Consider the following 20,282-nt stretch of genomic DNA (forward strand, 5'->3'; position numbering starts at 1 on the left):
GAACCCGCCGATCCGCATAGGTGTACATCGCTCTGAGAGAGCGATGGGGGTACGTCAGATGGAAGTCGCCGGGATCGGCCTGGCCGAAGACGCTCAGCAGCTCGCCGCGGGCATCCGCAGCCAGAACTGGGTGGACAGTGCCATCGGAGGCGTCGGCGTATCCCTCGAAGGGCTGTCCCTGGCCGTTGACCCTCTCGGCACCGTGGCCAGCTGGGGCGTCGCCTGGCTCATGGAACATGTCCGACCCCTGCAGCAGGCTCTCGACCACCTGGCCGGTGACGCCGACGATGTCACCGCGCAAGCCGCAACCTGGGCGAACGTCGCCGCGCTCACCGCGGCGGCGCACCAGGAACATGCAGACCACGTTCGTACGCAGACTGCAGGCTGGTCAGGCGCGGCCGGCGACGCGTACCGCGCCCACGCCACGGAGAACCTCGCCGTGCTCGACGGCATCGCGGCGGCAACGGGTGGCATCGCGTCGGCGGTGGAGGGGGCGGGCCTGGTGGTTGGTCTGGTCCGCGAGATCGTCCGCGACCTGATCGCCAACTTCATCGCGACTCTGGCTGTCCGCCTGCCGCAATGGCTTGCCATGGAAGGGATCACGCTCGGCATCGCGACGCCCGTTGTGGCGGGCCAGGTATCCGCGCTCGTCCTGAAGTGGGCCAACAAGATTCAACACTTCATCCGAGGTCTGCTCGGTAGTCTCCGCCGTTTGAAAACTATGATTGACCGCCTGGGTGAGGTCCTCAACAACCTGCGAACATTGGCAGGAAGCGTCGCCCGATCCGCACCGGTCAATCGTTCCGAGGCCGGGCAGTTCTTCAGTAAGAGCCGGGTGCGCACCAACCGTGACGTGCTGGAGAACGGCTCGGGCACCCCGATGACGCTGGAGAACATTCACGCGACCGCCGAGCGAATGGGAATCGATCTTGGCGACGTCGATATCGTCATCATCTCCGACGCGGAGGAGATCCGGTACCTGGATTACATGGACGCGGGCGCCTACACGCCATCGGAACGCAATGGAGCCCAGATTCGCTTCGGCCCGGCCAGCTTCGCGGATCCGGATAGCCTGGCGGCGACCATCGCGCACGAACATACTCACGTCCAACAGCAGCGCAGCGGCGAACACCTGTGGCGCGTGCTGCGTGACCTCGAGGACGAGGCGTACGCGAGTGAATTACCGGCCCTGGAGCTCTATCGGAGGGAGCAGCCGTGACAGCCACCCGTTTCCAGATCAACGAGGTGTTCGACATCGCGGCGCGTGCCGGCCTACTGGTTGTCGGAAGCGCTGACGTGGACTTCACCGGGGTGCCGCGCCTGCGCGACGAGCTGACCGGCCACCCGATCACCATCCTCGGCGTCGACTTCCCGACCCCGCGAACCCTGCGCACCGGCGAGACGATCCTCGTAGTTGACCGCGCCGACGCGGGCTATGCCACCACCGGACGGATCTGGGCCGCCTGAGATTCGACCGACACCACGTCGCGGCGGCGCTGCGTACGCTCAATGGCCTCGGAAAGCGCAAGCATTGCGACCGGCTGGCAGGATGTCCGGGGTGTCGAAGGTCGTGAGGCGGCTGCGGATTCCGCTCGTTGTGCTGCTCGTCGCCGTCGCGGGACTGTGGCTCGGCAACAACTCGACGCTGGTGACCAGCGATGACGAGCCATTGCTGCTGGCGCATCGCGGCCTTGCGCAGACCTTCGACGTCTCGCGGGTGCAGGCTGACACGTGCACCGCGCAGGTGATTCTGCCGCCGGAACACGCCTATCTGGAGAACACCCTCGACTCGATGCGGGCCGCGTTCGACGCCGGCGCCGACGTGGTCGAATTCGACGTGAAGCTGACCCGCGACGGCCAGCTCGCGGTTTTCCATGACGCCGTGCTCGAATGCCGCACCGACACGACCGGAACCGTCGCCGAACACACCATGAACGAGCTGCGCAAACTTGACATCGGCTACGGCTATACGGCCGACGGGGGCGCCACCTATCCATTCCGCGGAAAGGGCGTCGGCCTGATGCCGGCGGCCCCCGAGGTTCTGGACGCGTTCGCCGGCCGCGAGCTGCTGATCCACCTCAAGAATGACAATTCCGCGGACGGCGAGGCGCTGGCCGAACTGCTCGCTGAACGGCCTCACCAGCAGCTGACCGTCTATGGCGAGGACACCGCAGTCGCCGCTTTCCACACGGCGCTGCCCGAGGTCCGGGCGACATCAAAAGCAATGATGAAGAACTGCCTGCTCCGGTACGAGTCAACAGGCTGGACCGGCCACGTCCCCGACGCCTGCCGCAACACCCAACTGCACCTGCCGGCCCGTTACGGCCGCTGGCTGTGGGGCTGGCCGAACCGTTTCGCCAATCGCATGGCCGAAGCCGGCACCAGAGTCATCCTGGTGGCCGACGGAGGCGACTATTCCGCAGGCTTCGACACCCCGGAAACCCTGCGACAAATCCCCAAGAACTGGCCCGGCGGCATCTGGACCAACCGCATAGACGTCGCAGCACCCCTGACCAGCTGAGTGGGGATGTACCGCCGAGTGGCAGGCGCCGGTCACTCCGCGATCTTGGCGACTTCTGGCCATGGAGCCTTACTCGCGCCGAGTTTTGTCGGACTGCGGAACTAACATCCGCCGCATGATTGAGGAGTTGGTCAGGCGGGCCGCCGTCGATGACGATGTGGCGGTGGAGGAGCTGGCGGAGATTGCGGACGCTGCTCCGGGTGAGCTCACCCCTCATCACGGCCTCATGCTCGACCTCGATCTGCTGTGGCCGGCGAAACTGTTCCGGGCCGCCGATGACGTGACGGTGCGGCGCCTCGTCGAGCAGGTTGACGATGGGCAGGGGCAGGGGCAGGGGCAGGGGCAGGGGCGGCTCAACCGCCTGCTGCTCGTCCTGGCACACAGCGGACATCCGCTCGCTGAGCAGGCCCTGCGCCGCTGGTTCACGTCCCCGCCGCCCGGGGCCGACGAGCTTCATGCCGGGTCGCTCGCCTACGCGCTCGAGGGCGGCTGGACGGTCGACACGGACGGCAGGCGGCGGGAGTTGTGCGGGGACACCGCCTACGAGTGGCTGCTGCGTGAGTCGGCAGGGGAGCCGACCGGTGCGACCTGCCCGTGGTGCACGTCGCCGCTGTGGGTGGCCGCCGACCTCGACGTCGATGCTGATCCGGCGGTGCGGGCTGCTCTGGCGCACACCGGCTGGTCCGGGCGCCTTGTTGTCGAGACCTGTCACTTCTGTGCGTGCTACGCGACGCTGTTCAGCAAGGTCAGCCCGGATGGCGGGTCGAGCTGGTGGGCCGGCAACACGCCGCCGGGCTACCTGCCCAAGGACGCCGGCCCAGAGGATCCGCCCGCACTGCTGCCGGTGGCGGGTCCGGTCCGGGCGAGCCCGTACCAGGGCAGCGCCTGGAGCGAGGGCGGGTCGACGCTGGGTGGGCGGCCCGACTGGATTCAGGACGCGGACCATCCGGAGTGCCCCGGGTGCGGTCAGCCGATGGACTACCTGGGTCTGATCGGTGGCGCGGACATCGACGACGGGGAGGGTGCGTACTACCTGCACCTGCACCAGCAGTGCGGGTTCGCGGCGGTGAATTACCAGCAGAGCTGAGGGTACGGAGAAAGCGTGGCCACTTTCGTTCTGATTCACGGCGCTGGTGATGCCGGCTGGTACTGGCATCTCGTCGAGGCCGAACTGCGGGCGCGACGGTTCGACACCGTGGCGCCGGATCTGCCCTGTGACGACGACACGGCCGGCCTGGCCGACTACGCGGACGCCGTGGCCGCGGCCGTCGGAGGCCGTACGGATCTGATCGTTGTCGGACAGTCGCTCGGCGGATTCACCGCGCCGCTCGTCAGCGAGCGGGTGACCGGGGCCGTGACGCTGATCGTGCTGGTCGCGCCGATGATCCCGGCACCGGGGGAGGCGCCCGCCGACTACTGGGCGAACACCGGCTGGGATCGGGAAGAGCGAAAGCAGCACGACGACCTGTTCTATCAGGACGTTGCGCCGGAGCTGGCCGCCGAGGCGTGGAAACGGGGCCGGGACCAGTCCGAGGCCCGGCTGCGGGAACCGTCGCCGTTGAAGGCCTGGCCCGATGTGCCCACCCGGGTGCTGGCCTGCCGTGATGATCGGTTGCTGCCTGTCGGGTTCGTGCGGCGGGTGGCCCGGGAGCGTCTGGGCATCACCCCGGACGAGATCGACGGCGGGCACACGCCGGCGCTGAGCCGCCCCCGGGAGCTGGCGGACCGTCTCGAGGGATACGCGGATGAACGTTGACTACGACGCTGAGCTGCGACTGCACCACCAAGCGCTCCGCAAGGCCTGGGGTGTCCGACCCGGCGACCACATCCTCGACATCGGCTGCGGGGCGGGGCGTACCACTCGCGACGCCGCAAACGCAGCCGGGGACGGGAGCGCACTGGGCGTCGACATCTCAGGGCCGGCCATCGAAAAAGCCCGGGCAGCAGGCGACGCCGGAAATGTCACCTTCGAGCAGGCCGACGCACAGACCCACGCCTTCCCACCGGAACTCTTCGACCTGGTGATCAGCCGGTTCGGCACGATGTTCTTCGCCGACCCGGTCGCCGCGTTCACCAACATCGCCCGCGCCCTGCGGCCCGCCGGACGACTCGTGATGATGGTCTGGCAGGACGGCGAACTCAACGAGTGGCGTGTCGCCATCCGCCGAGCCCTCGCCGGATCCGTCAGATCGGGCGGCCCGAACGCCTTCTCCCTGGCCGATCCCGCGACGGTGAAAGAGATCCTCGCCGCCGCCGGGTTCACCGATATCACCTTCGCCGATGTGCACGAACCGGTCTTCTACGGCCCGGATGTCGACGCCGCGCTCGACTGGGTCCGGGGTTTCGCGTACACCGGCGACGCCCTGACCGACCCGGCCGTGACCGAGCGCCTCCGCGACATGCTGGCCGAGCACCGCCGCGAAGACGGAGTCTGGCTGGACTCCCGAGCCTGGATCATCACGGCACGGAAAGGCTGATCACGGCACGGAAAGGCTGATCACCGCGAGTAGAAGTGCGACTTCTCGGTAAGAATTCGCCGGCAGTCCGCCAGCAACCTCTCGTCCTCGTTGACCTCGTCGAAACCCTGACCGAGATTGCTCAGATTGTGCCGGAGTGGGATCGCCAGCTCAGCCTTGGCGAACCGGCTGCCGTACGCCAGCATCCCGGTCTCCACCCACAGCCGCGCGATCCCGGGCCGCAGATGCGGCGAAGCCTCCCAGACCGGCCCCAGCTTCCGCACGCTGCTCGGGTTCCCGGTGATCCGCCACAGCGCACCGGCGGCGGCCGCCGCCACATCACCCCGCGTCGACCGCCCCTTGACCAGGCGATTCAGCACACCCGCCCGGCCCAGCGCCCGCGAGTTCAGCTCGGCGAGGCCGTCAATGGCCGCGACCGCATGCGGCGACCCCGCGAGATAGCGGTCATAAACGGTCGCCGCGGCCTCCGCATCCCCGGCCACGAACCAGATCGCCCGCGCGGCCGCCAATGCGAGATCCGGCTCCTCGCTGCTCAACAGCGTGCGAATCTCCGCAGCCCGCGACAGCGACGCCCGGCCGGTCAGTGTCAGCCGAGCCAAACCGGTCACGTCGAGCGGTTCGGCCACCAGATAGTCCGCCGCCTCCTGCGGAACGGCGGCGATCAACGCGTCCAGCAACCCGGCTCGATAGATCTCGGTCGACCAGTCCTGCTTCACGCTCCGCAGCACCCGGCGCAGCGTACGACCCAGCCCACGAGCCCGAACCCCGTACCCGGCGATGTATCGGTGCAGGTCACGCGTGTGCGGCGCGTCGTCGAGCAGCCGCTCCAGGATCGGCAGCACCCGCGGGTCACCCAGCCGGGCCAGGATGTCCAGTGCCGGGATCAACTCGCCCTGGTGGATGTACGGCTTAGCGCCCGACAACGTCTCCCACACCGCGTCAGCGGCCGGTCGAGCCACCTCGCCGATGCCCTGCAGCAGCCGCAACGCCGCCGCCCTGACCTGCGCGTCCTTGTCGAACAGCAGGTCAGCGGCCCGGTCGACGAGCTGCCCGTACGGTCCACGCAGACGCTGGACCAGCGACCGCGCCTCGTGCAGCGCGTCCTGCCGGGCATCCCAGGCATCCATGTCGAGCATCTCGTGCAGAAGTTCCAGATGCGCGGTCACGTCGTCGCGATAGCCGGCCCGCACCGCACCGACCACCTGGTGATAGCCGGGCGTCCACTGCCGGGTCGCCATCCGCGCGCCGGCCAGCAGCGGCCCGGCGATCTCACCGACCGGTTCGGGTTCGCGGTTGAGACCTTCGCGGTACGCCGCGAGCAGCGTCTGCCGGGCGCGGCCGGTGTCGAACGGCGGCGGGTTGTAGAGCGCCATCATCTCGGTGAGAGCACTGATGCGTACGCGCAGATCGTCATCGGTGTCAGCGACCGACGCGAGCCACACCTTGGTCAGCTCGTACCCGCCGCCGACCGCGCCGGTGATCACGCTGGTCCGCAGCAGCATGAGCCGCACACCCGGATCCGGCTCCTCGGCGAACCGCTCCCACAGATCCCCGGTCGGGTTGGTGATCAGGCGATAGACGGCGCGGACCGTGTAAGCGGCCGCCTCCCGCACCACCGGATCCTCATCCACCAGCAGATCGGACAAACCACCCCGCTCGGCGAGGAGTCGTTTTGCGCTGAGGGTGCGCCCGGCCATCTGCCAGGTCCGGTCGGCGCCCGCGAGGTCACCGACCAGGCGCAGGATCTCGCCGCGTAACGGCTGCGCCGGATCGGTGACCAGGTCGAGCAGGAACGGCAGCGCCGAGACCACCCACTGACGTACGTCCTCCCCGTCGGGGGCGAGCCGATAAAGATCACGCAGGGTGGTGGGGTCGCCGCCGGCCAGGCCGGAGAGCAGACGGGGTACGGCTGACCCCTGCTCCAGCGAGGACCAGTCGATGTCGTGCAACCCTGCGAGCGCGGCCATGCCGTAGATCATGGTGGCCAGGGGCGTTCGGTTTCAATTCCCGTAACGGGTTGGTGTCGATCACCCCTCGGTGTTATGCCACTCGGTGTTATGCCACGAAGATCGTTACGAGCTCGCTGATCCGGCCGTCACGAACCGTGATGATGTCGATGCCGCGCACCGCCGGTTCACCCGCCGGGCCGAACGACCAGGCGAGCGCTCCGCGGTCCGGTCCGGCGTACCGATGTCCGTCCTCGGCGAAGACGAAGTCCGCCGGCACCTTTTCCAGCAGCCCTCGCGCTTTCTCCTCCAGGGCGTCCCAGCCCCGGACGGTCTCCTCCGGGTCGATGAACGCGACGTCCTCGGTGTAGATCCGCTCGATCGCGGCCCGCCGGGCGGATGCGTCCCGGTTGCCGAAGACGTCGGTCAGGTTGGCGGCCAGCAGTTCGATCACAGTGCTCATACCCTTGATGATCTCAGTCCTGGCGGAACTGGGCGGCCGCCGCTTCCAGGCGGTCGTGGTAGCCGGACCACCACTGCTGGTCCTCATCGGGCAGGTTGTTCCGGATCCGGCCGAGCCCGGCGGAGCCGTCGATGAGCTCGCGGACCAGGTCGGCGTGGCCGGCGTGCCGGTGCGTCTCGGCGGTGACGTGCACCAGGATGCGATGCAGCGAGGCCACCTGCCGTTCCTCCGGCCACCACGGGACCCGGCCCCGGGCGTCCAGGTCGAGCGCCTCGATCGTCGCGTCCGAGTGGGCCCACACCCGGCGGTAGAGCGCGATGATGTCGTCCCGCTTCTCCTCCGGGGTGGCCCACATGTCGGCGTTCGGCTCGGCGTCCTCATCCATCCACGGCATCGGCTCGTGCAGCGGCCGCCCGAATGTCTCGCCGAAGTAACCGCCCTCGACACCAGCACTGTGTTTGACCAGCCCGAGCAGGTTGGTGCCGGTCGGCACGAGAGGCCGGCGAATGTCGTATTCCGACAAGCCTTCCAGCTTCCACACCAGAGCGTCACGGGCCTCCTGCAGGTATTGCCGAAGGTCACCTTTGGGATCGAACGAAGTCATGCCGAGCAGCATGCCACCACCCCCTGACAGCTCCACCGCAATAGCGGCCCGCGGAGCCGGGTCAGGGGTCCAGCGGCTCGATGACCTGCTTGTGGGCGTGCTGGTAGATCACCGAGGAGCGGAATCCGACGATCTCCCGCCGCCCGCTGAACTTGTCCATCACGAACGAGTGCAGCGCGTCCACGCTCGGCACCGCCACGTGCACCTGGAAGTCGTCGCCGCCGGTCAGCACGATCACCGACAGGACTTCGGGCAGGCTCATCGCGTACGTCTTGAAGTTCTCGATGACCGTCCTGCTCAGTGGCCTGACCTGGAGGTGCAGCAGCGCCTGGACGCCGCGGTTCAGTGCCGCCAGGCTGATCTCGGCGTGATAGCCGGTGATCACCCCGCGCTCGCGCAATGACCGTACCCGCTCCAGGCAGGTGGACGGCGCGATCCCGACCGCCCGGGCCAGCTCGCGGTTGGTCTGCCGTGCATCAACCTGCAAAAGCTCCACGATCGCCGCATCAAGTTCGTCCACGACCGGAATTTAACGCTTTTCTCCGAACGACGTTCGTCAGAAGCCGATCATGCCCGGCCAGATGTCTACCGTCCGGGGCATGGAGCACGAAAACATCGTCATCAGGCGCGGCACCCGATCCCGCCTCCCGATCATCGTCGCGGTGCACTCCACCGCCCTCGGCCAGGCCATCGGCGGTTGCCGGCTCGCGCACTACCCGCACTGGCGGGACGGCCTCACCGACGCCCTGCGCCTCTCCGCCGCGATGTCCGACAAAGCGGCCCTGGCCGGCCTGCCCAACGGTGGCGGCAAGACCGTCGTGGCGCTGCCACCCGGCCGTACCCTCGACCAGGCTGAGCGACGCGACGTGCTGTACGACGTCGGCGACGTGATCGCCTCCCTGGACGGCGGGTACGCGACCGGCCCGGACGTCGGCACCGGCCCGGACGACATGGTCACCATCGCCGAGCGCACTCCGTACGCGTTCTGCCGCCCCGTCTCCGCGGGCGGCAGTGGCGACTCGTCGGTGCACACCGCCGCCGGTGTCCTCGCCGCCCCGCGAGCCGTCTGCGCGGAGCGGTTCGGCTCACCCGACCTCGGCGGCCGCAGTTTCGCCGTGCTGGGCCTGGGCCGGGTCGGCACGCATGTGCTGCGCCTGCTGGCTCAGGAGAAGGCCACGCTGGTCGCCGCCGACATCGACGAAAGTCGCCGCGCGGACGCCGGTGACGCCACCTGGGTGACCCCGCAGGAATGCCTGACCGCCGACGTCGACGTGCTGGTCCCGTCCGCACTCGGCGGCCTGTTCACCCCGGCAACCGTGCCGCACCTGCGCTGCGCCGCGATCGCCGGACCTGCCAACAACCAGCTCGACGAACCCGCCACCGCTGCGCTTCTGCACGATCGCGGCATCCTCTGGGCGCCGGACTTCGTGGTCAGCGCCGGCGGCATCATCCACGCCACCGCGGTCGAGCTGCACCACGAGACGTCCGAGCAGGCCGGCGCGCGCGTCGAAGCCATCGCCGGCACACTCACCGAAATCCTGCGAACCACCGGCTCGACACCTCTGGCGGCCGCCCGGGCCAAGGCCCGCCGGCGGATGATGGGCGAATGACGCGTGGAGTGGTCTTCTTCGATGTGGACGGAACGCTCGTCCCAGGGATCAGCAGCGGACAACACCTCGCCGACCGCCTCGGCCACGCCGACCTCTGCCGCGAGGCCGAAGCCGGTTACGACGACGGCACCCTCACCAACCAGGAAGCCTCCGTCGTCGACGCCCGGGGCTGGGCCGCCTGGACCCCGTCCGACGTGCGCGAATTCCTCACCTCACTGCCGCTCGTCGACGGCATTGCCGAAACGCTCGCCTGGTGCCGCGCCCACGACCTGCTCCCGGTCGTCACCACACTCGCGTGGGACCCGGTCGGCGCCTACCTCTGTGACCGATTCGGATTCGCCCGCTCCTGCGGCCCGAGCCTGGAGGTCATCGACGGCGCCTACACCGGCAAGGTGGCCAGCCACCTCGACGAATACGGCAAACGAGACTTCGCCCTGAGCGTCGCCGCCGAGCTGAACATCGACCGAAGCAACTGCGCAGCCATCGGCGACAGCCGCTCCGACCTGCCCCTTTTCGCGGTCGCGGGCCTGGCGATCGCCTTCAACGGCGACCGGTCAGCCCGAGCAGCAGCCCACACCAGCGCCACCGGCACCGACCTGCGGGCCGTCATCCCCCCGCTGACCACCTGGCAAGACCGATTCCACTCACCCTGAGCCTCCCGCTGACGCTCCCTCATGGGTACGCACGAAGCGATACGCACTCAACCAGTTGATCCGGACCAGGGGTCGACCACAGCGATGCGGTATCGAGGGGGCCTGCTGCGGAGATGCGCTGCATCCATTCAATTACCGAGCGGGCCGGCTGGGCGCGCATCAGCTCCGACACGACATTGGTGTCGAGGACGATCATTCGCGAAGATCCGCCGCTCGTGGCCGGGTGGACCGCGCCGGAAGGTCGAGGTCGGCGCCGCCGGGACCGGAGAATCGGTCGGTCAGCGCGCTGAACAGGTCAGCCTGGGGCGTCTCCTCGGTCACGGCGTCGTCCAGGTCATCGATGCTCAGGGCCGCCATCTGCTTACCTCCTCATGCCGCCGCTAGCTGGAGCCCATGCTAACGCCGCAGGCGCCTGGTCCTTCTGGCAGTCGGATTGCTCCTACTGACGGAAGAACCAGGCGCTGAGGAGCAGGGCTACTTCGCCGCGACCTTCATGACCATCGTCGGCGCGTTGCGGGCGTGCTCGGTGGTCCATCGCGCCGCCACCTTGAAGACGTCGACGTCCATCACCTCGTGGCCGGCGGAGTGCTGGTACGCGTGCTTTTCCGCCTTCTTGACCAGGCGGATCACGTCGGAGACCGAGCCCGGGTGCTCGCGGCAGATCCGCACGGCGACCCGGAACTGGCGGTCGGTGACCGGGATCAGGTATTCGCGCATGCCGGCCTGCCAGGCCTTCGGGTGCACGATGTAACCGCCGGGCAGATTGCCGGGGCCGCCGATCGGGTCGAGCACCGACAGCTTGTTGACGTGGGTCGGGGTGCCGGCCATCGCCATGTATCCGAGGCCGCCGAGAGCGATCGCGACCACGATCCCGACGGCGAGCAGCGGGCTGCCGGTGCCGGCGGTGAGGATCACGCCGAGCACCAGCAGGATCATCCCGCCGGCCACCATGATCGGGCTGCCGCCGGCGCTGTTCGTGCTCGCACCGCGGTACGCGTCATCCATGCACTTGTCCATCACGCTGTTGAGCAGCTCGTCCTGGGGCTGCCAGCGATCGTCGCGCATCGGCACGAGGCGTGCTGAAGGCTCGTCATTCATCGGGTGGATTCCTTTCCGTCCGCAACGAGCCCATGAATCGGCCGCGCTGCGGGCGGGTGTAGGAATCTGCTAGGCGAGAAGTGATTCGCGCATCTGTTTGCCCGGGTTCCACTGCCCGACGAACCGGCTGATCGCCGGGTCGAGCACGTCGACGCTGGCGTTGGAGCGCATCTGCTCGCGGACCGGCGGCGGGAGCGGGGGCGGGTCGCCCATCTCGTTGCGCAGGACCGTGGCCGTGGTGATCAGCCCGGCGGCCAGTTCGGCGCCGTTCACGTCGACGAGCACCCGGCCGTACTGCCAGCCGGCCACGGTCAGGTCGAGCAGCTCGAAGACGTGGGCGAGCACCGGTTCGGGGTCGGTTACGCGTACCGTCTGGCGCGCTTGTGCGCCCACGGCCGTGACCGCCGCGCTGACCTGGATGTATGGGTGCAGGGGTTGGCCGAACAGGGGCGAGCGCAGTCGTTTGCCGGCGTTCTTCCAGAGCGTGCGGTAATTGGTGCGATCCGCGACGAGTCCCAGGTCAGCGGCCTGGAGCACCACCGAGGAGTGTGCGCCCTCGGCGAACTCGCGCAGGATCTCGCCGGCCACCAGGACACCGTCGTCGCCGTCGAGCAGTTCGCGTATCTCGGCTGCCTGATCCGCGTAGCGGGTGGTCAGGTGGGTGCCGAATCGTTGCTGAACGTCCTGCAGCAATTGCTGTTGCAGGGCGGGATCGTGCTGGACGCGCCGCTTTCGCAGCCCGAGCCGGAGAAACCGCATGTCGCCTCGCCTCACCGCTTGCCGAACGCAGCAAATGTTAGTCGAGGTCCATCAGGTCGTTGTGGATCAGGGCCTGATGTCGCGGATCGGCGGTTCCGCCCTAAAGATCAACTAGCCGGAAGTCGCACGTTAACGGCCCTTTCCGCGATCTCGGACGCCTGCGCTGCGTCTGCTGTTAACCGTCTGTGTATCGACTGTGTACGGAGGCACACAACCGTGTGCAATCGCACGCGCGGCGTGTGTCTCCACCATCAGACGAGGCGGAACTGTGGCTGCGGCACGTTTCGGATTTCTCCGTAGTCGATCGAGCGACTTTGTCAGCTGGCGACTGCTCACCACCAACAACCGGGACCTGGGCCGAGCGCCCACGATGTTCCCTGACATCGACTCCTGCCGGGCTGCCGCCCGCTGGACGCAGCAGCATGCCGCCGAGCTGAGTGTCACGATTGTGCGCTCCGGCGCCACCGCCTGGCGCTGGCGGATGGAGGCGGCCGGCGGCGCCGTCGTCGCGGTCGCCAGCCGTGATTACCAGCGCCGCATCCAGGCTGCTCAGGCCGCCGCCGTCGTGCTCGGCCTGCTGGCCGGCGCCGAGCTCGGCGAAATGCCGGTCCGGGTCCGGGTATGACCACCACGCTCCTCAAGCCGGCCGCGGCCGCGGTTGCCGAGCAGCGCCGCAGGTTGCGGCCTTCCGGCGGCGCGGACCGCGCCTACCGCGTCGTGCTGCGGCTGGCCGGCGCCGGCGTGCTCCTTCTGATGACGCTTGTCGGCGCGTTCCTGTTCGACAAGGCAGCCGATGCGCTCAGCATCGCCGGCTGGTCGTTCTTGACCACCGAGAAGTGGGAGCCCGACTCCGGCAACTTCGGCATCGCCGCGGTGCTCACCGGAACCGTCCTGATCGCCGGGGTGGCGATCGGCATCGCGGTGCCGCTGGCCATCGGCATGGCTCTTTACGTGTCCGAATATGCCCCGCGCGGCCTTCGCCCGGCCCTGATCGGCCTCGTCGACCTGATGGCGGCCGTGCCCAGCGTCGTCTACGGCCTCTGGGGGTTCGCCTTCCTGCAAGGACACGTCATCGGCCTGGCGCGCTGGCTGGCCACCTACCTGTCCTGGATCCCGCTCTTCGAGGTCACCGGCTCGGATCCGCGCGACCCGCTGGCGACCGAAACCGTCTATACCTCGTCGACGTTCATCGCGGGCATGGTCGTCGCCATGATGATCGCCCCGGTGATCTGCTCGATCATGCGCGAGGCGTTCTCGCAGGCGCCGATCGGCGAGCGTGAGGGCGCTTTCGCGCTCGGCGCCACCCGCTGGGGCATGATCCGTTCGGTGGTCCTGCCGTTCGGCCGCGGCGGCATGATCGGCGGCACGATGCTCGGCCTGGGCCGCGCGCTCGGCGAGACCATCGCGGTCTACCTGATCATCTCGCCGGTCTTCTCGATCCAGCCGCACATTCTGCAGAACGGCGCCAACTCGGTCTCCGCGCTGATCGCGCTGCGATACGGCGAGGCCGGCCCGGTCGCGCTCTCCGCCCTGATGGCTGCCGGCGTCGCGCTGTTCCTGATGACCCTGGTCGTCAACTTCGGCGCCGGGATCATCGTTGCCCGCAGCCGCTCCGGCGCCGAAAGCGAGGCGTGATGACCGTTCCAGATCAAGATCAAATTCCTGAGGTACGCCGAAACACCGCGACTCTGCGGTCCGAGGACGTTCTCACCGCAATCGGCGCCGCCGTGGCCGCTGTCTGCCTGACCGCCCTGATCTTCTACTGGATCGCCCCGTTCTCCGGCGCCCTCGGATTCGTGGTCGTCGCGTTCCTGGCCTTCCTCGCCCTGTACGCCGTCCTGCTCTGGCTCGACGGCGACGGGCCCTCGGTCCGCGACCGGCTGGTCTCCGCGATCGTGCACGGCCTGGCCGCCCTGCTGCTCGTCGCGTTGGTCTTCGTCGTCAGCTTCACGCTGATCAAGGGCTTCAGCGCGCTGGCGCACCCGAACTTCTTCACCGCGGATCTGAGCGTCACCGGCCCGCTCGCCCCGCTCACCGAGGGCGGCGGCCTGCACGCCCTGGTCGGCACCCTGGAACAGATCGGCCTGGCGCTGCTCATCACGATCCCGGTCGGCCTGCTCTGCGCGCTGTTCCTCTCCGAGCTGCGCGGCCCGTTCCCCCGGCTGGTGCGTACCGTCGTCGAGGCGATGACGGCCCTGCCGTCGATCGTCGCCGGGCTGTTCATCTACGCGACGGTCCTGCTGATCTTCGGCTTCGAGCCGTCCGGCTTCGCCGCGTCCCTGGCGATCAGCGTGATGATGCTGCCGATCATGATCCGGGCGGCCGATGTGGTGCTGCGGCTCGTGCCCGGGCACCTCAAGGAGGCGTCGTACGCGCTCGGCTCCAGCCGGTGGCGTACCGCCTGGACAGTGGTGCTGCCCACCGCCCGGCCGGGCCTGGCCACCGCGATCATCCTGGCCACCGCCCGTGGCATCGGCGAGACCTCGCCGGTGCTGCTCACCGCCGGTTACACCAAGGCGCTCAACACCGACGCCTTCCACGATCCGCAGGTCTCCCTGCCGCTGGCCACCTTCATGTTGATCAAATCGCCGGAACCGAATGTGGTGGCCCGGGGTTACGGCACCGCCGCCCTGCTGATGGTCCTGGTCCTGCTGTTGTTCGTCATCGCCCGCCTGGTCGGCGGCCGCGGACCGCAGGAGCTGACCCCGCGACAGCGCCGGGCCCGGGCCCGCGCGTCGGCCAGGGACTTCGCCCGCTTCCAACGGATGGAAGCCCGCCGCACGCCCGCACCAGGAGATGAGAACCCGTGAAAACGCTGTTGCGTGCCGTCTGTTCGGCAGTGACGGTGCTGGCGATCCTCGCCATCAACCCACTGCCGGCATCCGCGGCCTACGTGCCGATCACCGGCTCCGGCTCCACCTGGAGCATGAACGCCATCGAGCAGTGGACCTCCAACGTCCAGCAGTACGGCATGCGCATCGACTACTCCGGCGGCGGCTCCACCTTCGGCCGCAACCAGTTCGCCAGTGGTCTGACCGACTTCGGCGTTTCGGAGATCCCGTACGGCAAGGACGACGGCGCCGCCAGTGAGGCCCGGCCGAAGTTCCCGTTCGCGTACATGCCGATCGTCGCCGGCGGCACCGCGTTCATGTACAACCTGGAGATCGGCGGCCGGAAGGTCACCAACCTGCGGCTGTCCGGTGACACGGTGGCGAAGATCTTCACGAACGTGATCACCAACTGGAGCGACCCGGCGATCAAAGCCGACAACCCCGGTCTCACGCTGCCGGCCCGCAAGATCGTCCCGGTGGTCCGGTCCGACGGCTCCGGCACCACGGCGCAGCTCACCACCTGGATGAGCAGCCAGCACGCGAGTGTGTGGAACGCGTACTGCGCGAAGGCCGGCCGGTCCAACCCGTGCGGCGTGACCAGCATCTACCCGTTGTTGCAGGGCAGCGCCATGACCGCACAGTCCGGGTCGCAGAACGTCGCCGGTTACGTGGCACAGCCCTCCAGCGTCGGCGCGATCACGTATGTCGAGTACTCGTACGCCCGGAACCTGAAGTTCCCGGTCGCGAAGATCCGCAACGCGAAGGACTTCTACGTCGAGCCGACCTATCAGTCGGTCGCGGTGGCGCTGATGGCCGCGAAGATCAACACGGACAAGAGTTCGCCGGACTATCTCACCCAGGATCTGCAGCCGGTCTACACGTACAACGACGCGCGTACCTATCCGCTGTCGAGCTACAGCTACATGCTGATCCCGGTCGACGAGGAGAACGCCCGCTTCAAGAAGAGCAAGGGCAAGACCCTCGGCGACTTCTCCTACTACTTCCTCTGCGAGGGCCAGCAGCAGGCCGACGATCTCGGGTATTCACCGCTGCCGATCAACCTGGTCAAGGCCGGTCTCGAACAGGTCAAGCGGATCCCCGGGGTGGACAGCCAGGCCGTCGACATCAAGAAGTGCAACAACCCGACGTTCTCCTCGGACGGCACCAACACCCTTGCGAAGAAGGCCCCGTACCCGCCGGCCTGCGACAAGGCCGGAAACACCCAGTGCGGCACCGGCACCGGCGGCGCGCCTCAGGACACACCGACCACCGGCGGTGGAGGCAACACCGGCGGAGGCGGGACCAACAACGGCGGCGGATCGACCGGAGGGGGCGGTTCCACCGGCGGTGGCGGGACGACAGGCGGCACCCCGACCACCGGCGCGACCAGCGGATCCCCGACAGGCGGCACGGGAACAGGCACCGGAACCGGCACTCCGGCCGGCGGCGCGGCACCGGTGGTCGACCCGGACACCGGTCAGGTCGTCTCCGGTGGCGGAGCCGGCGCCGGCACCGGTCAGCTCGCCGGTGACAACACCGCCCTGGCCGTGCCGGTCACGGTCGGCGTCCAGCTCGACCCCACCCTCAAGACGGTCCTCATCGGTCTGGCCTGCGCCCTGCTCGTCGGGCTGACCGTCGGCCCGCCGCTGATAGCCCGCCGATTCAACAGCGGAGACCGGTTCGGAAACGGTGACCGCCGATGACACCACGACGCATCAGCGCCGCCGTGCTGGCGACCGCTCTGGCCGTACTCTCGGGTCTGGTCTTTCTGCAGGACACCCAGCCTGCCGCAGCCGCGGGATCCGCGGTGACCGTGTCCGGAGCCGGCGAGTACGCCGACCTCAAGGTCACCGTCGCGCAGACCACCAACCTGATCAACCAGGTCGTCAACGTCACCTGGACCGGCGGCAAGCCCACCGCCGACAGCGCCGTGCACACCGACTACCTGCAGATCATGCAGTGCTGGGGTGATGCCGCGACCGGGCCGGCTCGCGAGCAGTGCCAGTTCGGCACGCTCTACACCGACGCCCGCGGCGGCTCCTGGACCGGATCACGCCAGGTCACCTACGCGCCGTACTGCTCGCCCGAGAACGAGAAGGCGAAGACCTGCCCGGCCGGCCTGCGCGACCCCCTCGAAACGATCAAGATGCCGTCGACGGGTGACCCGCAGTTCGTGCCGTTCACCTCCTACGACGGCACCACCTCGGACGGCAAGGAGTACTTCGACGCGACCACCACGAACGAGATCCCGTACGGCCGGACCGGTGGTGACGGCGCCGGCGGGGAGTTCTTCGAGGTGCAGACCCTCGCCGAGGCGCCCGGCCTGGGCTGCGGCGAGCTGCTGGCCGACGGCACCGGCCGCTCGTGCTGGCTGGTCGTCGTCCCGCGCGGCGCCACCGAGGTGGACGGCACCACCGGCGACGCCAAACCGCACCGCTGGCTCGACTCGTCACCGCTGAGCGCCACCAACTGGGCGCATCGCATCGCCGTACCCCTGAAGTTCCAGCCGATCGGCCGGGCCTGCCCGCTCGGCAGCGCCGAGCGCCGCACGGTGGGCGCCGAGGCGATCAGCGAGGCGATCCTGCGCTGGCAGCCCGCGCTCTGCGCCGGCAGCGGCACCACCCGCGTCTTCGGGTTCTCGCAGACCACCGACGAGCTGGCCCGCGACCGGCTCGCCGCGACCGACCCGGGCCTCGTCTTCGTCAACCGCCCGGCCACTCCGGACCCGGCCAGACCCGAGCTGTACGCGCCGGTCGCCGTCTCCGGGCTGACCATCGCGATGAACATCGACTGGCAGTCCGGCCTCGGTGCGAGTGCGGAGCAGCAGCTCAACGAGGGCAAACGCCTGCCCGACATCAAGCTCACCCCGCGCCTGGTCGCCAAGCTGCTGACACAGACCTACCCGGCCGGCGCCGACGCGAAGCACGCCCCGGTGGCGGAGAACCCGTTCGGGCTCAGCTACGACGAGGAGTTCCGCGAGCTGAACCCGGACTGGATCCCGGACGACAAGGACAACGACGCCAGCGGCAACCTGCTCCCGCTCTCCTTCGGCGACGCCCTGGTGGGTGTCGGGCAGACCGACATGGCCACCCAGCTCTGGGAGTGGATCCTCACCGATGCCGAGGCGAAAGCGTTCCTGACCGGCACGCCCGACAAGTGGGGCACCAAGGTCAACCCGGTCTACTCAGGCCTGAAGTGGCCACAGACCACCTTCCCGAAGAGCGATCTGTACTGCACCAAGCTCGCCAGTGACGCCGGCCAGCTGCTCGACTGGTGCACGCTCGACATGCACCCGTACGCCAACAACATGCACGACGCGGCCCGCTCGGCCAGCCGCGGTGACACCCTGGTCCGCAACGCCACCGCCCGCGACAACGTCGGCGCGGTGATCGGCTGGAAGAAGGGCGCGCCGCAGTCTCCCGGCAAGCGTTCGGTGCTCGCCGTCACCGACGTCGCGACCGCCGAGCGGTACGGCCTGCCGATGGTCAAGCTCCGCAACGCCGCGGGCGAGTTCGTCGCGCCCACCACGGCCAGCCTCCTCGCCGGGGTGGGCGCGATGACCGAGTCGAAGACCGTCGAGGGCGTCCTGTCACCGAACCCGGCGACAACCGACGCCGCCGCGTACCCGCTCACCTCGGTTCTGTACGCCGGGACCGTCCCGTCCGCGATCACCGAAGAGGCCGGCAAGGACTACGCCGACCTGCTGCGATACGCCGCCGGCAACGGGCAGACCCCTGGTGTCGAGCCGGGCACCCTGCCGTTCGGATATGCGCCGCTGCCGGACAGCCTGCGTGCACGGACCCGTGAGATGGCGACGACCCTCGACAAGACGGCCGGTGTTCCCCTGCCGTCGCCGGCCACCACCACCGCGACACCCAGGCCGGTCACCACCACGACCAACGCCGCCGTGGTGGCCACGACGGCGACCGCCACCGTGACATCGCCGGCCACCGCGGCACCGACCACGGCCAGTGCCACCGCCACCACGCCGGCCGCCGGCGCGCCGCCGGTCGCGGCCGTGCCCACCCCGAAACCGGCTGGTCACGGCTCTGCCGTCCCGGTCGCGGAAACCCGGATCACCCCCGCCAGCCCGCTCGGCAACCTGCGGTACGGCCTGGTCGCCGCGATCGTCGTCGGCACCGTGGCCGCCCTGGCGGGACCGATTTTGCTCAGGATCTCCCGGTCCCGAACCATCTCCCGGTCCCGAACCAGGAGATGACAAACGTCCGTGGCCAGGAGCGGTCACTCCTGGCCACGGCTGGGTGCTGCGGTAACGAGCCGCCGCACCTCGGCGGCCGGACGCCAGTCCGGCCGGCAATCGCAGAGAAAAGGATAGCCGCAGTGCGAAACAAACGGATCCTGGCAGCAGTCGGGGCCGGGTTGGTCGCGGCGCTTGTCGTGGCCGGCTCGCCGGCTCAGGCCGACCCCTCGGGCACGCCCACCTACCGTCAGCTCGCCGGCGTCGGCTCGGACACCACCGAGGGCGTCATGAACGGGTTGTCCGATGTCGTCCTCGGCACCGACGGCAGCAAGCTGATCGGCTCCTACGACGCGTTCGGTTCCACCTCCATCACGCCGAAGGAAGGCTGCACCATCAATCGGCCCGCCGGTTCCGGTGCCGGTGTGACCGCCCTGGTCGCGTCGATCGACGCGAACAACGGCTGCCTCGACTTCGCCCGTTCCTCCAGCAACAACGCCTCTTCGTACGCGGGTAAGAACCTCACCTACGTACCGTTCGCTGTCGACGCGGTCACCTACGCGGTCCGCTCGGACAGCGCGATCTCCCGCAAGCTGACCAAGGCGAACCTGACCACCATCTACAACTGCGCGGCCGGCGCCAACTACAAGCCGCTGCTGCCGCAGTACGGCTCGGGAACCCGCAGCTTCTTCCTCAAGTCGCTGGGCTTCACCGACGCCGCGAACTTCACCAGCACCGCCGGCCACACCTGCATCGGCGAGGCCGACTCGACCGGCAAGGCGTTGCAGGAGAACAACGGCACGCTGCTGAGCGACGCCAAGCACGTGGCGCCGTACTCGATCGCGATGTACCTGGCGCAGACCACCAACGTGGTCGCCGACGTGCACGGCAAGACCGTGCTCGGCCAGCTCGACGGCATCGCGCCGACCGTGCTGAACACCGCCTCCACCATGTCGCGCGACGTCTACAACGTGGTGCCGACCGGCAAGCTCACCACCGCGCCGTACGCCGAGGTCTTCGTCGGCCCGTCGTCGAAGGTCTGCGCCAACGCCAACACGATCAAGAAGTACGGCTTCGCGCCGCACAACTCGTGTGGCGACACCACCCTGCGGACCCCGTAAC

At 68.8% G+C, this 20,282-nt stretch carries 22 protein-coding genes; 14 read left to right on the plus strand and 8 right to left on the minus strand.

All coding sequences use genetic code 11. The features are described from left to right. Positions 1-58: 58 nt before the first annotated feature. The 6 genes from ACQP2E_RS10275 (at position 59) to ACQP2E_RS10300 (ending at position 4,998) form a co-directional block, all read left to right on the plus strand. Positions 59-1,219, plus strand: coding sequence for an eCIS core domain-containing protein (locus ACQP2E_RS10275; RefSeq protein WP_433830218.1), 1,161 nt, complete (start codon positions 59-61; stop codon positions 1,217-1,219). Continuing rightward, the gene (locus tag ACQP2E_RS10280) at positions 1,216-1,467 is read left to right on the plus strand and encodes a hypothetical protein (RefSeq protein WP_433830220.1); all 252 of its coding nucleotides are present in this window, start codon (positions 1,216-1,218) and stop codon (positions 1,465-1,467) included. The genes ACQP2E_RS10275 and ACQP2E_RS10280 overlap by 4 nt, the downstream gene beginning before the upstream one ends. Before the next feature lie 82 nt (positions 1,468-1,549). Further along, complete coding sequence (locus ACQP2E_RS10285; RefSeq protein WP_433830222.1) at positions 1,550-2,521, plus strand: glycerophosphodiester phosphodiesterase family protein; 972 nt, start codon at positions 1,550-1,552, stop codon at positions 2,519-2,521. Positions 2,522-2,636: 115 nt separating this feature from the next. Beyond that, a complete protein-coding gene (locus ACQP2E_RS10290) occupies positions 2,637-3,608 on the plus strand; it encodes a hypothetical protein (RefSeq protein WP_433830224.1) in 972 nt (323 codons plus the stop codon). Between the two features lie 15 nt (positions 3,609-3,623). Further along, complete coding sequence (locus tag ACQP2E_RS10295; protein WP_433830226.1) at positions 3,624-4,277, plus strand: alpha/beta hydrolase; 654 nt, start codon at positions 3,624-3,626, stop codon at positions 4,275-4,277. After that, the gene (locus tag ACQP2E_RS10300) at positions 4,267-4,998 is read left to right on the plus strand and encodes a class I SAM-dependent methyltransferase (protein ID WP_433830228.1); all 732 of its coding nucleotides are present in this window, start codon (positions 4,267-4,269) and stop codon (positions 4,996-4,998) included. Before ACQP2E_RS10295 ends, ACQP2E_RS10300 begins: the two co-directional genes overlap by 11 nt. 20 nt (positions 4,999-5,018) lie before the next feature. On the opposite strand, the gene ACQP2E_RS10305 is transcribed toward ACQP2E_RS10300, so the two are convergent. The 4 genes from ACQP2E_RS10305 to ACQP2E_RS10320 all read right to left on the minus strand — a co-directional run bounded on the left by ACQP2E_RS10305 (position 5,019) and on the right by ACQP2E_RS10320 (position 8,531). Further along, complete coding sequence (locus ACQP2E_RS10305; RefSeq protein WP_433830230.1) at positions 5,019-6,965, minus strand: hypothetical protein; 1,947 nt, start codon at positions 6,963-6,965, stop codon at positions 5,019-5,021. An 88-nt stretch (positions 6,966-7,053) separates the two neighbouring features. Further along, the gene (locus tag ACQP2E_RS10310; RefSeq protein ID WP_433830232.1) at positions 7,054-7,407 is read right to left on the minus strand and encodes a nuclear transport factor 2 family protein; all 354 of its coding nucleotides are present in this window, start codon (positions 7,405-7,407) and stop codon (positions 7,054-7,056) included. Positions 7,408-7,420: 13 nt separating this feature from the next. Then, positions 7,421-8,011, minus strand: a complete 591-nt coding sequence (locus ACQP2E_RS10315) for a DinB family protein (protein ID WP_433830234.1) — start codon at positions 8,009-8,011, stop codon at positions 7,421-7,423. A 61-nt stretch (positions 8,012-8,072) separates the two neighbouring features. Then, complete coding sequence (locus tag ACQP2E_RS10320) at positions 8,073-8,531, minus strand: Lrp/AsnC family transcriptional regulator (protein WP_433830236.1); 459 nt, start codon at positions 8,529-8,531, stop codon at positions 8,073-8,075. A 79-nt stretch (positions 8,532-8,610) separates the two neighbouring features. Here ACQP2E_RS10320 and ACQP2E_RS10325 point away from each other — a divergent pair, with 79 nt between their 5' ends. Together ACQP2E_RS10325 and ACQP2E_RS10330 are read left to right on the plus strand one after the other, a co-directional pair. Continuing rightward, positions 8,611-9,621, plus strand: coding sequence for a Glu/Leu/Phe/Val dehydrogenase dimerization domain-containing protein (locus ACQP2E_RS10325; RefSeq protein WP_433830238.1), 1,011 nt, complete (start codon positions 8,611-8,613; stop codon positions 9,619-9,621). Next, a complete protein-coding gene (locus tag ACQP2E_RS10330) occupies positions 9,618-10,274 on the plus strand; it encodes an HAD family hydrolase (RefSeq protein ID WP_433830240.1) in 657 nt (218 codons plus the stop codon). Before ACQP2E_RS10325 ends, ACQP2E_RS10330 begins: the two co-directional genes overlap by 4 nt. Before the next feature lie 19 nt (positions 10,275-10,293). Here ACQP2E_RS10330 and ACQP2E_RS10335 read toward each other — a convergent pair whose 3' ends face one another. From ACQP2E_RS10335 to ACQP2E_RS10350, 4 genes are all read right to left on the minus strand, one after another. Further along, positions 10,294-10,470, minus strand: a complete 177-nt coding sequence (locus ACQP2E_RS10335) for a hypothetical protein (protein WP_433830242.1) — start codon at positions 10,468-10,470, stop codon at positions 10,294-10,296. Continuing rightward, a complete protein-coding gene (locus ACQP2E_RS10340) occupies positions 10,467-10,631 on the minus strand; it encodes a hypothetical protein (protein WP_433830244.1) in 165 nt (54 codons plus the stop codon). Before ACQP2E_RS10340 ends, ACQP2E_RS10335 begins: the two co-directional genes overlap by 4 nt. A gap of 117 nt (positions 10,632-10,748) precedes the next feature. Beyond that, positions 10,749-11,372, minus strand: coding sequence for a hypothetical protein (locus ACQP2E_RS10345; RefSeq protein WP_433830246.1), 624 nt, complete (start codon positions 11,370-11,372; stop codon positions 10,749-10,751). 69 nt (positions 11,373-11,441) lie between these two features. Next, positions 11,442-12,131, minus strand: coding sequence for a hypothetical protein (locus tag ACQP2E_RS10350; RefSeq protein WP_433830248.1), 690 nt, complete (start codon positions 12,129-12,131; stop codon positions 11,442-11,444). Between the two features lie 370 nt (positions 12,132-12,501). Between ACQP2E_RS10350 and ACQP2E_RS10355 the strand changes: the two genes are divergently transcribed. The 6 genes from ACQP2E_RS10355 (at position 12,502) to ACQP2E_RS10380 (ending at position 20,281) form a co-directional block, all read left to right on the plus strand. Next, positions 12,502-12,756, plus strand: coding sequence for a hypothetical protein (locus tag ACQP2E_RS10355; protein ID WP_433830250.1), 255 nt, complete (start codon positions 12,502-12,504; stop codon positions 12,754-12,756). Then, on the plus strand, positions 12,753-13,766 hold the full coding sequence (gene pstC / locus ACQP2E_RS10360; RefSeq protein WP_433830252.1) for a phosphate ABC transporter permease subunit PstC: 1,014 nt from the start codon (positions 12,753-12,755) through the stop codon (positions 13,764-13,766). Before ACQP2E_RS10355 ends, pstC begins: the two co-directional genes overlap by 4 nt. Continuing rightward, positions 13,766-14,941, plus strand: a complete 1,176-nt coding sequence (gene pstA, locus ACQP2E_RS10365; RefSeq protein ID WP_433830254.1) for a phosphate ABC transporter permease PstA — start codon at positions 13,766-13,768, stop codon at positions 14,939-14,941. Before pstC ends, pstA begins: the two co-directional genes overlap by 1 nt. After that, the gene (pstS, locus tag ACQP2E_RS10370; protein ID WP_433830256.1) at positions 14,938-16,665 is read left to right on the plus strand and encodes a phosphate ABC transporter substrate-binding protein PstS; all 1,728 of its coding nucleotides are present in this window, start codon (positions 14,938-14,940) and stop codon (positions 16,663-16,665) included. Before pstA ends, pstS begins: the two co-directional genes overlap by 4 nt. Further along, positions 16,662-19,181, plus strand: a complete 2,520-nt coding sequence (locus tag ACQP2E_RS10375; protein WP_433830258.1) for a hypothetical protein — start codon at positions 16,662-16,664, stop codon at positions 19,179-19,181. The genes pstS and ACQP2E_RS10375 overlap by 4 nt, the downstream gene beginning before the upstream one ends. Positions 19,182-19,303: 122 nt before the next feature. After that, positions 19,304-20,281, plus strand: coding sequence for a hypothetical protein (locus tag ACQP2E_RS10380; protein ID WP_433830260.1), 978 nt, complete (start codon positions 19,304-19,306; stop codon positions 20,279-20,281). Position 20,282: the final 1 nt, after the last annotated feature.

This window comes from Actinoplanes sp. CA-015351, assembly GCF_050955685.1.
Taxonomy (GTDB): Bacteria; Actinomycetota; Actinomycetes; order Mycobacteriales; family Micromonosporaceae; genus Actinoplanes.